12 protein-coding genes are annotated in these 14,090 nt (G+C 71.6%); 9 read left to right on the top strand and 3 right to left on the bottom strand.

Features of this window, described 5'->3' with window-relative positions; all coding sequences use genetic code 11:
* The first annotated feature begins 76 nt into the window (after positions 1 to 76).
* From ACZ3I3_RS22075 to ACZ3I3_RS22050, 6 genes are all read left to right on the top strand, one after another.
* The gene (locus ACZ3I3_RS22075) at positions 77 to 1,000 is read left to right on the top strand and encodes a LysR substrate-binding domain-containing protein (protein ID WP_467367531.1); all 924 of its coding nucleotides are present in this window, start codon (positions 77 to 79) and stop codon (positions 998 to 1,000) included.
* Between the two features lie 140 nt (positions 1,001 to 1,140).
* Entirely contained in the window at positions 1,141 to 2,346 is a 1,206-nt protein-coding gene (locus ACZ3I3_RS22070) for a CaiB/BaiF CoA transferase family protein (RefSeq protein ID WP_467367671.1), read from the top strand.
* Positions 2,336 to 3,253 carry an HpcH/HpaI aldolase/citrate lyase family protein gene (locus tag ACZ3I3_RS22065; RefSeq protein WP_467367529.1) on the top strand — a complete coding sequence of 306 codons (918 nt, stop codon included), beginning with the start codon at positions 2,336 to 2,338 and terminating at the stop codon, positions 3,251 to 3,253. The genes ACZ3I3_RS22070 and ACZ3I3_RS22065 overlap by 11 nt, the downstream gene beginning before the upstream one ends.
* Before the next feature lie 180 nt (positions 3,254 to 3,433).
* Entirely contained in the window at positions 3,434 to 3,871 is a 438-nt protein-coding gene (locus ACZ3I3_RS22060) for a Fur family transcriptional regulator (protein ID WP_467367527.1), read from the top strand.
* A 51-nt stretch (positions 3,872 to 3,922) separates the two neighbouring features.
* Positions 3,923 to 6,148, top strand: a complete 2,226-nt coding sequence (gene katG / locus ACZ3I3_RS22055; protein WP_467367525.1) for a catalase/peroxidase HPI — start codon at positions 3,923 to 3,925, stop codon at positions 6,146 to 6,148.
* Between the two features lie 173 nt (positions 6,149 to 6,321).
* Positions 6,322 to 7,101 (top strand): carbonic anhydrase, encoded by a 780-nt coding sequence (locus ACZ3I3_RS22050; protein WP_467367523.1) that lies wholly within the window; start codon positions 6,322 to 6,324, stop codon positions 7,099 to 7,101.
* 46 nt (positions 7,102 to 7,147) lie between these two features.
* Here the strand turns inward: ACZ3I3_RS22050 and ACZ3I3_RS22045 are convergent, their stop codons facing one another.
* A complete protein-coding gene (locus ACZ3I3_RS22045; RefSeq protein WP_467367522.1) occupies positions 7,148 to 8,563 on the bottom strand; it encodes a Tat pathway signal sequence domain protein in 1,416 nt (471 codons plus the stop codon).
* 127 nt (positions 8,564 to 8,690) lie between these two features.
* Entirely contained in the window at positions 8,691 to 10,418 is a 1,728-nt protein-coding gene (locus ACZ3I3_RS22040; protein WP_467367520.1) for a VanW family protein, read from the bottom strand.
* A gap of 218 nt (positions 10,419 to 10,636) precedes the next feature.
* Here ACZ3I3_RS22040 and ACZ3I3_RS22035 point away from each other — a divergent pair, with 218 nt between their 5' ends.
* From ACZ3I3_RS22035 to ACZ3I3_RS22025, 3 genes are all read left to right on the top strand, one after another.
* Entirely contained in the window at positions 10,637 to 11,905 is a 1,269-nt protein-coding gene (locus ACZ3I3_RS22035) for a glycosyltransferase family 4 protein (protein ID WP_467367518.1), read from the top strand.
* Positions 11,902 to 12,738, top strand: a complete 837-nt coding sequence (locus ACZ3I3_RS22030; protein ID WP_467367516.1) for a transferase — start codon at positions 11,902 to 11,904, stop codon at positions 12,736 to 12,738. The genes ACZ3I3_RS22035 and ACZ3I3_RS22030 overlap by 4 nt, the downstream gene beginning before the upstream one ends.
* A gap of 161 nt (positions 12,739 to 12,899) precedes the next feature.
* A complete protein-coding gene (locus ACZ3I3_RS22025; RefSeq protein ID WP_356924980.1) occupies positions 12,900 to 13,562 on the top strand; it encodes a YceI family protein in 663 nt (220 codons plus the stop codon).
* A 24-nt stretch (positions 13,563 to 13,586) separates the two neighbouring features.
* Here the strand turns inward: ACZ3I3_RS22025 and ACZ3I3_RS22020 are convergent, their stop codons facing one another.
* Positions 13,587 to 14,078, bottom strand: a complete 492-nt coding sequence (locus ACZ3I3_RS22020; RefSeq protein ID WP_467367514.1) for a molybdenum cofactor biosysynthesis protein — start codon at positions 14,076 to 14,078, stop codon at positions 13,587 to 13,589.
* Positions 14,079 to 14,090: the final 12 nt, after the last annotated feature.

Raw genomic sequence — 14,090 nt, 5'->3', positions numbered from 1 at the left:
CTGTCCAGCATCAAACCGGTATCTGTCCATGCGATCCCCGCATCAATCGGCTCGCTCCGGCGTACGATTCCCGGCCATGGATGCCACCCTGCGTCAACTCACGGCGTACGCGGCCGTCGCCCGGGCGACGAGTTTCACCGCGGCGGCCGCCCGGCTGGGCGTCTCGCAGTCGTCCCTCAGCCGCGCAGTCGCCGACCTGGAGCGGCAGGTCGGCGCCCAGCTCCTCGAACGCGACACGCGCAACGTTCAGTTGACCGCCGCAGGCACCGAGGCGCTGCGGATCGCCGAACAGATCCTCAGCGCCCACCGGGCCGGGATGAACGAACTGGACCGCTTCCTGCTCGGCGAGTCCGGCACCGTCGCCGTCGCCACCCTGCCCTCCGTCGCCGCCGTGCTGCTTCCCCAGGTCATCTCCGGCTTCCGCACCGACCGGCCGCGCGTGGCCGTACGCCTCCTCGACGGACTGGAACGGGCCGTACTGGACCGGGTCCTGTCCGGCGACGCGGACTTCGCCATCACCACGGTCGGCCTGCCGCCCGCGCGGCTGGAGCACCGGCCGCTGGTGCGTGACCGTTTCGTCGCCGTCCTGCGCGAGGACCATCCGCTCGCCGCACGCGACGAGGTCGGCTGGGCGGACCTGGCCCGCGAACCGTTCCTCGCCGTCGGACGGGACTCGAGCGTACGGCGGCTGACGGACGCCGCGTTCGGCCAGGTCGACGCGCACGCCGTACCGGCGGCGGAGGCCGGCAGTGTCGCCACCGTGGGCGGACTGGTCGCCGCCGGACTCGGCGTGAGCGCGCTGCCCGCCCTGGTGCTGCCGCTGCTGGGCACCGGCCCCTTCGTGTTCCGGCCGCTCGTCGAGCCCGTGGTCGACCGGCGCCTCGACATCGCGCTGCGGGCCCGCCGTACCCTCCCGCGCGTCACCGAGCACTTCCTGGAGACGCTCGAGGACTTCCGCGCCCAGGGCCGGGAGCTGCCGCCGGGAGTGTCCTGGGCCTGAGTCACCGTCGAGCGCCTCGATTCATGCATCAGACGCATGGATTGATGGTCTTCTTTTGCTGGACAGGCATTTCTGCGCCTCGGCAGTCTGAAGAACCGGACCAGTTCAGCCGAGGGGACGCATCCGTGTCGGACAAGGACATGCCGAACACCACCGGGCAGGGCCAGCTGTGCGGACTGAAGGTGGTCGAGTTCGCTCATGTGGTGGCCGGCCCGCTCGCGGGTTCGATGCTTGCCGACCAGGGCGCGGACGTGGTCCACGTCGAACCCCCGGGCGCCGGTGACGCCGCCCGCGCGATGGGGCCCCGGCGCAACGGCGTTCCCCTGTGGTTCAAGGTGGCCGCCCGCAACAAGCGTTCCGTCACGCTCGACCTGCACCACGAGGCGGGCCGCGCGGTCGCCCACCGGCTCGTCGCCTGGGCGGACGTCGTCATCGTCACCCTGCGCGCCGGGCGTCTGCGCCGCTGGGGCCTCGACTGGGAGTCCGTGCACCGGATCAACCCCAAGGCCGTCCTGCTCCAGATCTCAGGGTTCGGCGCCACCTCGAGTCAGGCCGACGCCCCCGGGTTCGGCAAGATGGGCGAGGCCCGCAGCGGCGTCGTCCACCTGACCGGCTCCCCCGACGGGCCGCCCGTCCACACCGGCTTCTCGCACGGCGACGCCGTGACCGGCCTCATGGGAGCCTATGCCGTCCTCGCCGCCCTCCACCGGCGCGACCACGACCCCGGCTTCGACGGCGAGTGGATCGACCTCGCCCTGTTCGAGCCCCTGTTCCGGCTCGTGGAGTGGCAGGTCATCGTCCACGACCAGCTGGGAACCGTGCCGCAGCGCTCCGGCAACCAGCTGGCGGTCGCGCCCGCCGCCGTGATCAACACCTACCGCTCCCGGGACGAGCAGTGGATCACCGTGACCTCGGCGACCCTGCGCTCGGTGCGCAACGTGGCCCGGCTGCTGGGACTGCCGGAGGAGGAGTTCGCCACCTCGGAGCAACAGCACGCGCGGCGAGGTGAGTTGGACGACGGCCTGCGGGCATGGGTGGCCGACCGCACCGCCGCCGAGTGCCTGGAGGCCTTCGCCCGTGCCGAGGTGGTGGCCTCCCGGGTGTTCGACGCGGCCGACATCGCCGCCGACCCGGTCTACGCCGAACGCGGCGACATCGTCACCGTGGCCGACCCCGACCTGGGCGACGTCCGCATGCAGGCGGTCATCCCGCACTTCCGCCGGCGCCCCGGCCGCGTCTGGCGCACCGGGCCTGCGCTGGGGGAGGACAACGACCTCGTGTACCGGGACTGGCTCGGCCTGAGCGACCGGGAACTGGCCGACCTGGAGAAGAACGATGTCGTCTGAGCCCCACAGTTCGACCACCGCCCGGCCCCCGCTCCGCTCCCTCCTCTTCGTCCCCGGCCTCCGTACGGACTGGCTGCCCAAGGCGCGCGCGGCCGGGGCCGACGCCGCCGTTCTCGACCTGGAGGACGCGGTTCCCGCCCCCGACAAGCCGCTCGCCCGGGCCCGGGTGGCCGAGGCCCTGGCGGAGGCCGCCGCGGAACCGGCCGGCGGCATGGCCCTGTTCGTCCGCGTCAACCCGCTCGACGACTGGACCGCCGCCGAGGAACTGCGTGCCGTCGTACGCCCGGGACTGGCCGGGGTGGTCCTGCCCAAGGTGCACACCGCCGCCGACGTACGGCTCGCGGACCGTCTCATCGGCTGGTGCGAACACGAGCACGGCCTGCCGGCCGGCACGACGGCCCTCGTCCCGCTGCTGGAGTCGGCCCGCGCCCTGCACGACGCCTACGACATCGCCGCCGCGGCCCCCCGGGTCGCCCACGTCGGCGCCCTGACCGCACCCGGCGGCGATGTGGAACGCGCCGTCGGCTACCGCTGGAGCCCTCAGGGCACCGAGACCCTGGCCCTGCGCTCCCGCGTCCTGCTCGACGTCCGCGCCGCCGGAGCGCCCGGCCCGGTGACCGGACTGTGGACGGACATCGCCGACCTGACGGGCCTGCGCGCCTTCGCAGAGCAGAACCGGGCCCTCGGATACGAGGGGATGATGGCCGTCCACCCGACCCACGTCCGCGTGATCAACGAGGTCTTCGCCCCCAGCCCCGAGGAGCTGGACCGCTGTGCGCGCCTCGTCGCAGCCGTGGAAGCGGCCCAGCGCGACGGCATCGGCGCCCTCACCTTCGAGGGCCGGATGGTCGACGAGGCCATGGCCGAAACCGCACGGGCGGTGCTGGCGCGACACGGACACGGCTGACACCATCCCGCCACCGCGCCGAAGCCCGACCATCGGCGCTGTGACCGAACTCACAGTGCCTCCAACAGGGGTGCCGCCCCAAGCCGCACACGCGTCCTATCGAGCCGCACCTGCGCGACACCAAAATTGAACCGTTCGTTTTCTTGAATCATTCGTGTTTGTGCGGCTAGGTTGTCCGCCATGACCGCATCCCGGAACCCGACCGCCGCCGAAGAACTGCGCGGTGCCGGCCTGAGGGTTACGGCCGCCCGCGTCGCACTGCTCCAGGCCGTGCGGGACGGCGACCACCTCGGCGCCGAGGCGATCGCCTCCGAGGTACGCGGCCGCGTCGGCCACATCTCCGTCCAAGCCGTGTACGAGGGGCTCCACGCACTCACCGCGGCGGGACTCATACGCCGCCTCGACCCCCCTGGCAGCCCGGCCCTCTACGAGGGACGGGTCGGCGACAACCACCACCACCTCGTGTGCCGGTCCTGCGGGGCCGTCGCCGACGTCGACTGCGCGGTCGGCCACGCCCCCTGCCTGACCGCGTCCGACGACCGGGGCTTCGCCGTCGACGAGGCCGAGGTCATCTACTGGGGCCTGTGCCCCGCCTGCTCCACAGCCCGCAGTACCTGAGCGACGTGATCCACCCGAGCACCGTGTTCCACCCCGTCCGGAAGGATTTCCATGACTGAGAACCACGACGCGATCGTCACCGACGCGAAGCAGGAGGAGACGAGCGGCGGCTGCCCCGTGGCGCACGGCCGCGCCCTGCACCCCACCCAGGGGGGCGGCAACCGTCAGTGGTGGCCGGAGCGCCTCAACCTGAAGATCCTCGCCAAGAACCCCGAGGTGGCCAACCCGCTCGGTGGGGAGTTCGACTACGCCGAGGCGTTCCAGGCCCTCGACCTCGCGGCCGTGAAACAGGACATTGCCGAGGTGCTGAGCACCTCGCAGGACTGGTGGCCGGCCGACTTCGGCAACTACGGCCCCCTGATGATCCGTATGGCCTGGCACAGCGCGGGCACCTACCGCATCAGCGACGGCCGCGGCGGCGCCGGCGCCGGACAGCAGCGCTTCGCCCCGCTCAACAGCTGGCCGGACAACGGCAACCTCGACAAGGCCCGCCGTCTGCTGTGGCCCGTGAAGAAGAAGTACGGCCAGAGCATCTCCTGGGCCGACCTCATGATCCTCACCGGCAACGTCGCCCTGGAGCAGATGGGCTTCGAGACCTTCGGCTTCGCCGGCGGCCGCGAGGACGTCTGGGAGCCCGAGGAGGACGTGTACTGGGGCCCCGAGACCACCTGGCTCGACGACAAGCGCTACACCGGCGACCGCGAGCTGGAGAACCCGCTCGGCGCGGTCCAGATGGGCCTCATCTACGTCAACCCGGAGGGCCCGAACGGCAACCCGGACCCGATCGCCGCGGCCCGCGACATCCGTGAGACGTTCCGTCGCATGGCGATGAACGACGAGGAGACCGTCGCCCTGATCGCCGGTGGTCACACCTTCGGCAAGACCCACGGCGCCGGCCCGGCCGACCACGTTGGCGACGACCCCGAGGCCGCCTCCATGGAGGAGCAGGGCCTGGGCTGGCGGAGCACCTACGGCACGGGCAAGGGCGGCGACGCCATCACCTCCGGCCTGGAGGTCACCTGGACCTCGACGCCGACCCAGTGGAGCAACGGGTTCTTCAAGAACCTCTTCGAGTTCGAGTACGAGCTCGAGCAGAGCCCGGCCGGCGCCAACCAGTGGGTGGCGAAGGACGCCCCGGAGATCGTTCCGGACGCGCACGACTCCTCGAAGAAGCACCGCCCGAAGATGCTCACCACCGACCTGGCGCTGCGCTTCGACCCGATCTACGAGCCGATCTCCCGCCGGTTCTACGAGAACCCGCAGGAGTTCGCGGACGCCTTCGCCCGCGCCTGGTTCAAGCTGACCCACCGTGACATGGGCCCGAAGTCGCTGTACCTCGGCCCGGAGGTCCCGGAGGAGACCCTGCTGTGGCAGGACCCGCTGCCCGAGGCCGAGGGCGAGCCCATCGACGACGGGGACATCGCGACCCTCAAGACCAAGCTCCTCGAGTCGGGTCTGTCCGTCTCGCAGCTGGTGTCCACCGCGTGGGCCTCGGCGTCCACCTTCCGCGGCAGCGACAAGCGCGGCGGTGCCAACGGCGCCCGTATCCGCCTGGAGCCGCAGCGCGGCTGGGAGGTCAACGAGCCCGACGAGCTGGCCCAGGTCCTGCGCGTCCTGGAAGGCATCCAGCAGGAGTTCAACTCCGGCTCCGGTGCCAAGAAGGTCTCCCTGGCCGACCTGATCGTCCTCGGTGGCTCCGCCGCCGTCGAGAAGGCCGCCAAGGAAGCCGGCTTCCAGGTGGAGGTCCCCTTCGCCGCGGGCCGTGTCGACGCGACGCAGGAGCACACCGACGCCGAGTCCTTCGAGGCGCTCGAGCCGACCGCGGACGGGTTCCGCAACTACCACGGCAAGGGCAACCGCCTGCCGGCCGAGTACCTGCTGCTCGACCGGGCGAACCTGCTGACCCTGAGCGCCCCCGAGATGACCGTCCTGGTCGGCGGCCTGCGGGTGCTCGGCGCCAACTACCAGCAGTCCCAGCTCGGCGCCCTGACCACGACGCCCGGCTCGCTGACGAACGACTTCTTCGTCAACCTGCTCGACCTGGGCACGACGTGGAAGGCGACCTCCGAGGACCAGACCACGTTCGAGGGCCGCGACGCCGCCACCGGCGAGGTCAAGTGGGCCGGCTCCCGCGCCGACCTGGTCTTCGGCTCGAACTCCGAGCTGCGGGCGCTCGCCGAGGTCTACGCGAGCGACGACGCGAAGGAGAAGTTCGTGAACGACTTCGTCGCCGCGTGGGTCAAGGTCATGAACCTGGACCGGTTCGACCTGGTCTGACCGGTCTGATCACCTCCGCATGACAGCACGCCCGGGCCGGGAGGCCCGGGCGTGCTGTTCGTTGCCTGAGGAACCGTCAAAAGCCGTTCAAGGTAAGAACATCACTTACCCAACTCTCACCATGAAACGGCAAGGACCGCGGTTGGGCGCTCGGCCGGGCATACGTTCTGGCCGTGAACTCACATGCCACCGCCCACAGAGGCACCGGCCCTGAACCGCACCCCTTCGCCGGTCCACGGCCGACCACAGGCGGCACCGTCCGCCGCGCTCTTCTGCGCACCGCGCTGACCGGGGCCGCCGCCCTCGGCGCGGGCCTCACAGCCGCCCGCCCGGCCGCCGCCACGAGCGGGCCCGGCACCCGACCACGGCCGAGCACCCCGCAGGAGGCCCTCGCGGAACTGGCCGCGGGCAACCGCCGCTGGCGCGCCTTCCGCGAACGCCACCCGCACGAAACCCCCGCCACCCGACGGGAGTTGACCACCGCCCAGCACCCCTTCGCGGTCGTGCTCGGCTGCATCGACTCCCGCGTGCCCCCGGAGCTGGTCTTCGACCAGGGACTGGGCGACCTGATGACCGTACGCACCGCCGGGGAGGTCCTGGACGAGGCCGTGCTCGGCAGCGTCGCCTATGGCGTCCTGGAACTGGGCATACCGCTGGTCGTGGTGCTCGGGCACCAGTCGTGCGGCGCGGTGCGGGCCGCGGTCGAGGCGGAGCGGTCCGGCGGGCACCTGCCCGCCCACATCCAGTACCTCGCCGACCAGATACGCCCGGCCATAGACCACGGCACGGAAGGGGACGCACGGATCGACGCCACGGTCGACGCCAACGTCCGCCTCGTCCGCTCCCGGCTGGCCGCGGAGCCCGACCTCGCCGCCAAGGTGAGCACGGGCCGGCTGGCGATCGTCGGCGCCCGTTACGAACTGAGCAACCAGGCCGTCCACCGCGTCAGTTGAGAGCCGCCCGGCTCGCTGTGCGCCACAGCGGGCCGGGCCCGGCCCGTCACGCCCGCAGCGGATTGAAGCGCGCCGCCGCCATCAGGTACCAGGCGGTCGCGCCCGTGTGCCGGTACGGGTAATAGCCGAAGCCGAACCCGGTGTCCAGCGGACTGCTCGCGGACACCACCCCGGCCCGCTCGGGCAGCGCCTTGCCGCCGACGGTCTGACCGCCGCCCAGCAGCTCCTGGGCCTGCTCGGTCGACGTGAGCAGCCGCCGGGCACGCGCCTCGTCGCCACGCTTCCCGCGGTCCCGCAGGGCGAGCGCGAGATGCGCCGTCCCCTCGAACCACACACCGTTGCGGTCGGGCTTGGGCTGGCCCTCCGCGATCGGCGCGTCCTCGTTCGCCACCAGGCTCGCGGAACTGAAGGTGACGCCCTCGTACGTCTGCCCCGCGGGCACCGTGCTGTTCGTGCGGCCGGAGTGATCCAGGACGGCCAGCTGCGCCACGGTCCAGTCCAGCGAGCGGGCGTACCCGCCCGTGCGGGAGCCGAACGCGAGATGGGTCCAGGTCTGGGTGTCCTCCGGGACCGGGGACTTGTTGATGGTCACCCCGTCGTTGGTGCCGGTGTAGAAGAAGCCCCCGGCCGGCTCCCACATCCGGCGCACGAAGGCCTCGGCCCGCGCCCGCCGCTGAAGCCACACCCTCTCGCCGGTCAGCCGGGCGAGCCGGCCGAAGAGGCACACCAGGTCGGTGTTGTGCTCGGTCGACGTGAACGGCAGCCGCTGATTCGCCCCGTCCACCCCGAACTTGTAGCCGCCGAGCGGTTCGTCGGTACGACCGGTCCGCTCGATCCACTCACCGATCCGTACGGCACCGGCGAGGAAACGGCGCGCCCCCGTACGGCGGGCGAGGGCGCTCAGCGCGATGCCCGCCCAGGCCATGTCGCCCACGGCCGTGCCGGTGAAGCCGAACTGCGTACCGACGTTGGCGGTGCCGTCCGCCCGGACGAAGCCGTCGGGCTGGAGCGAGCCGTCGTAGAAGGTGTACGGCCCGACGTTGTAGGCCTGCCGGAGCCTGCCGTCGTCGTACGCCGGGTCGTGCGTCTGCGCGTAGAGCAGGGCGTCGCCCAACGCTGTCGCCCTGGCCAGGCTCTCCGGACGCCGGGCCGCGAGGTGGGCCAGGATCGCCAGGGCGTTGTCGTAGGTGAACGCGGTGCTGAAGAGGCCTGCCTGGTCGGTGTAGCTCTGGGTCAGGCGGATGCCGCCGTGGTCGGGGTAGGCGTCCATGGCGGCGGCGAGGAAGGCGCGTCCCCTGGCCGGGGCCGACAGCGGGCCGGTCTCCGTCGAACCCCCGGCGCCGTCCGAACCCGCCGCCAGGGCCTGCCCGGAGCCTGCCGCGGCGATCCCCGCGGCGCTGATGCCGAGGCCGGCACCGATGAGCGAACGCCGGCTCGGCGCCGGGCCTTGTCTGCCAGTCATGGGTCTCCTTTGAGAGCGCTCTCAGCACTGGGCGCTCATTGTGCTGGGGCCCTGAGGGCGGGTCAACGCCCCGGTGGGAAAGGAGAATTCCAGAAGAAGGGAAACGGGAAGGCGACCGCCGGGCGGATCACTCGCAGACGATCTCGTCACGCGGCGTGTAGTGCGTACGGAACGGCTCCCGCTTCACTTCGCGGCCGTCGTCGTAGAAGACCCGCTCCACGGTGACGTCGAACCCCTCGAGCGGCGTCTGCGGCACGCACTCCTTGTCGTCGCTCACCTTCTTCCCGGGCTTCTTCACCTCGGTGCGCGGGCCCTTGACCGACTTGATCTCGTCGTACTTCCGGGTGCCGAGGAAGGAGACGGTCACGGACGTGTCCGTGGACTCGGCCTGGATGTAGATCGCCTTGCCGGAGTCGTTGGTGAACCTCAGATCCAGGCTGCCCCAGGCGACCGTCGCCTCGCGGCCCTCCGGGTAACGCTCGATGTAGAAGGAGTGCGCGCCGTGCTCCACGGGCTTGACCCCGGCGAAGAACAGCGCGTTGTACACGGTCGTCGCCACGGACGAGACGCCGCCGCCGGACGCCTTCGTGAACTGGTCGTTGAGGATGATGATGCCCTCGACGAATCCGTTCGCCTCGGTGCGCTCACCGACGGTCCGGTTGAAGCTCCACGTCTCGTCGGGCCTGACCAGGGAGCCGTTGATGAGTTCCACGGCCCGGCCGATGTTCTTCGTGCGGTACTCGGCCGGTTCGAAGTGGACGGTGAAGGAGGACATCTTCTCCGTCAGGCCCAGCTGGGCGGCGTTCTCGCGGGTGACCTCGGGCTGGGTCCGGTCCACGGCCACCTGACCGCCGCGGTCCGCGCCCGACCTGGTGAGCAGCGGCAGCACCGCCTTGCCCAGTGCCTTGTCGGTGACCTTCTGGCCCACCCTGGCGTCCTCGGCTACCACGGCCTTGTCGCCGTCCGGCCGGAGCGTCGCGTTCCGGGCGGTCGTGGTGACGTCCTTCAGCGGGCCCGCCACGGCGGGATCGTCGCGCAGCCCCTCGGCGTCCAGCTCCGGTCTCAGTCTTCCGCCGCCGTCCGGCCGCATCGCCAGGTGCTCGCCCAGGACGGCCGGCCCGACCGTGAACCGCTTGCCGCCCGCGGTGAGTGTGACGGGCGCCGACATCGCCGGCTCGGCGAACGTGCGCACCGCCCGACGGACCTCGTCCGCCGTGACCTTCGGCCGGGTCTCGCGGGCGGGCAGCGGCGTGACCGCCGGGGTATCGCCCCGCAGGCTGCGCACGAAGGAGGAGCGCAGCGGGCCGACCGCGCCGGCCACGTCCAGCGTGTACCCCGTGCGTGGGGCGACCACCTCGACCCGCCCGTCGTCGAAGGCCACGGCACCGTCCCGGACCTTCTGGTCGAGCCCCTTCGCCACCTGGCCGAGGGCGGCCCGGGCCTGGTCCTCGTCGAGGCGTACGACCGGCTCGACGGCACCGCCCGAGCGGAAGAACCCGCCGATCACGCTGACCGGGCCGGCGCCGGTGCGTGCCGCCCGGTCGACGGTCTCCTCGGCGTCGAAGGAGAGCCCGGCGCGCCGCGGATCGACCGTGCCCGTGCGGTCACCGACCTTCACGCGCAGTTCCCGTGCCCCGGCCGCGTCCAGGTGCCGCTCCAGCTTCCGTACCGCCTCCGCGCGGCTCAGGCCCCCGATCTCCACCCCGCGCACCGTCGTACCGGAGTCGATCTCCCCGCCGGTCAGCATCAGCCCGGCGAGATACAGCCCGCCCGCACCCACGGCCAGCGCGCCGCCGGCCAGGGCCAGGGGTGGAAGCGAGGTGATGCGCGGAAGGGGGGATATGCGGGGGCGCATGGGTCTCCTGGAGATCGATGACGACGGTGCACCCGATGACGCGACGCTGCTGCGGGCAAACACATCAAGCTATGCACATTCGGGCGGCAGACCGGTATGGCCCAGACCACTTATGTCCGAGATCACTCCGGAACCGGCCGGTCCGTGCCCGTATTCCTGCAGGCCACAGAGTGATAACAGCGAACAACTGTCCGGTGGTTGGCGTCGTCTAGGCCGACATGAAGATTTCTTTCCTGATTCACAACGCCTATGGAATCGGAGGCACGATCACCACCACGTTCAACCTCGCCGGGGCGCTCGCCGAGCGGCACGACGTGGAGATCGTCTCCGCTTTACGCCACCGCGAGCACCCCAACCTCGTCCTGGACCCCCGGGTGCGGCTGCGCGCGCTGGTGGACCTGCGCAAGGAGGCGGACCATCCGCTGCACCAGAGACCGGCGAAGGTGTTCCCGTCCGCCGAGTACCGCCACCGCCAGTACAGCGAGCTGACCGACCAGCGGATCGGCGAGTGCCTGGAGGCGATCGACACCGACGTCGTCATCGGCACCCGCCCCGGCCTCAACGTGCACATCGCGCGGCAGGCGCCGCAGCGCGTCCTGCGCGTCGGCCAGGAGCACCTCACCCTCGACAACCACCCGCCCGCCCTGCGCACCGCACTGCGCCGCGCCTACCGCCGCCTCGACGTGATCACCACCGTCACGGAAGCGGACGCCGCGGCCTACCGGCGCAAGATGTGGCTGCCCGGCGTCCACGTCGAGGCCCTCCCGAACAGCGTCCCCGACCCCGCGCTGCCTCCCGCCGACGGCACCGCCAAGGTCGTCGTCGCCGCCGGGCGGCTGGTTCCGGTGAAGCGCTACGACCTGCTCATCGAGGCGTTCGCCCAGGTCGCCGCCGCCTTCCCGGACTGGCAGCTGCGTATCTACGGCAAGGGCGAGGAACAGCCCAGGCTGCGGGAACTCATCGAGCGGCTCCGCCTGTGGAACAACGTGTTCCTGATGGGGGCCGCCACCCCCATGGAGGCCGAGTGGGCCAAGGGCTCGATCGGCGCGGCCGCCTCCAACTTCGAGCCGTTCGGCATGACCATCGTCGAGGCGATGCGCTGCGGACTGCCCGTCGTCAGCACCGACTGCCCCTACGGCCCCGGCGAGATCATCCAGGACGGAGCCGACGGCCGGCTGGTGCCGGTCGGCGACGCCGACGCCCTCGCCTCGGCCCTGCTGGAACTCGTCGGCGACGACGAACGGCGCCGCCGCATGGGCCGCACCGCCCTGGAGAACGCGCACCGCTTCGCCCCGGGCCCCGTCGTCGCCCAGGCCGAACGCATCCTGGAGGACGCCCTCGCGGCCCGGACCACGGACCGACCGGCCTCCACCTCCCAGAACCACCGGAGCAACAGCGCACTGATCGGCCGGAGCCACGCCGCCCGCGACGCGGCCCACGCCGCGGCCGCCGGCGCACTCCGCGCGATACGGAAGGGACGCCGATGACCACGCACCTCGACACCCACCTGCGCACCCACTGCGCGATCGACACGGACGGCCGCATCACCTTCCGCCTCCCGCCGGCCCCGGCCACCCACCCCCAGCTGCTCCTCCGGCTGCGCCCCGAGAAGGGCCGCCCCGAGACGACGCTCCACCTCCTCGACCTGGAGCCCGGCCGGGACGACGGCGACCTGCACGCCGTACTGGAACCCCACCCCGCCCTCGACGAGGGCCGCTGGGACCTGTACCTGCTGCCGGAACCGGGAGCCGAGCGGCAGCGGCTGCGCCCCGGCCTCAGAGACCTGCGCGCCCTCGTCGACGGCCACCTGCGCGACCGGCCCTCACCGGTCGCCGTCAGGATCCCGTACGTCACGAAGGACGGCTTCCTCGCGCTCAGGGCATGGCGGCGCACCGCCCACGCGGAGGCCCGCACCATCGACGTCACGGACCAGGCCGTGACGGTCGAGGCCCGCCTGCACGGCGCCGAACTCCAGGCGGACGCCACCGTACGGCTGCGCCTGCGGGGGACCGGCACCGTACGGGACCTGCGCCCCCGGATCGACGGTGACGGCAGGGGCTTCTCGTTCACCGCCGGCCAGGAGGACCTGACGGGGGGCGACGAAGCCCCGGGCCGGATCTGGGACGCCTTCGTCCGGCCCGCCGCCGACGCGCCACTGGTCAGGATCGGCCGGCTCCTCGACGACGTGGCGGACCGCAAGCACGTCTTCGTCTACCCGGCGCTCACGGCGGGCGGAACGTCCTCACGCCCCTACTTCACCGTCGACAACGACCTCGCGATCGAGGTGACACCGGCCGAATCGCCGAAATGCCCGAAATGAAAATTCCGGGACTTCCGGATGGTTATTTCGTCGGCACCTCGCGACAGGCATGTGTGGATTCTGTGTAAAGCGGCGGCAAAAAGGTCAGGTGCTCCTCCGTAACAGCCATAAACGCCAAGGGGACTTGCGGCCATAAGCAAACTCAAGTACCTAGATGAATCATGAACCTGTTCAACCGCGTCGTGCCGTCCCGCCGGCAGGCGCCGCCAGTCCCCCCACAGCGTCCCGCCGGCGCACCGGCTTCCCCCACTGCGGTCCTGCCCGACCCCGACCTGGCGAATCTCACCGGCGAATGGGTCGTCGACCCTGCTCACAGCAGGATCGGCTTCTCCGTCCGGCATGCCATGGTGACCACCGTGCGCGGTTGTTTCCTGGAGTACGAAAGCCTCCTCTACTTCGACGCGCGCAACCCCGCCCGATCGCGGGCCGACCTCACGCTGTTCACCGCGAGCGTCGACACCGGGGTGGAACAACGCGACGCCCACCTGGTCGGCCGGGATTTCCTGGATGCCGCGACTTATCCGCGTATGCGCTTCACCAGCACAGCGGTGGAACAGATGGGCGCCGACCTCTTTCACATGTCGGGCGAGCTCACCATCAAGGGCATATCGCGGCCGGTCGTCCTGGAGATGACCTATATCGGACACGTCACCGACCCCTTCGGCTACGAAAGGGTCGGATTCGACGGCACCACCACCATCAACCGCTCCGACTGGGGGCTGACGTACAACAGCAGGCTCGCCGAGGGAGGCGCGATGGTGAGTGAGAAGGTGCGTCTGCAACTCGACATCGCCGCCATCCGCACGCCCCCGGCGGGCGGCTGACCCCGCCGGGCCCGGCCGCAGGTCTCAGGTCCCGGTGTCGACGGGCCCGGCCACGACGCGGAACGTCGCCGGGCCCACCGTGATCACCCCGTCGCTCAGCGGCGTGCACCGCACACCGCCCCGCCCGCGCTGGGCGCCGGGGCCGATGGTCACGTCCATCCAGGCGCACGGCCGGGCCGGCCGGTTCACGGCGAACAGCACCGGCCCGGTACCGCAGTCGAGGGCGATCGTCGATCCGACGCAGGAGTCGATGTCGACGCCGCGGAGCAGGACGTTGCGGCGGGTCTGCCTCAGGTCGGCGTCCGCCGGGAAGTTCTCCGCGGCCATGAAGGTCACCGCCGCGTTCCGGTGGGCCGGCCGGGCGTAGTAGCGGTCCCCGACCAGCCCCAGGCCGCGGCGCACTTCCACCTGGGGGACGCGCTCGTCCGACGGGCCGGGGGAGGGGCCGTCCGACGGCCGTCCGGCCAGCCGGTGCGCGGGCGACACCAGCAGTTGCAGCACCTCCACCTCGGTCATGGCGTCAACCCT

Source organism: Streptomyces sp. NPDC016851, from assembly GCF_055562795.1.
The sequence above is the reverse complement of the archived record's forward strand: the minus strand, read 5'-3'. Positions and strand labels throughout refer to the sequence as shown.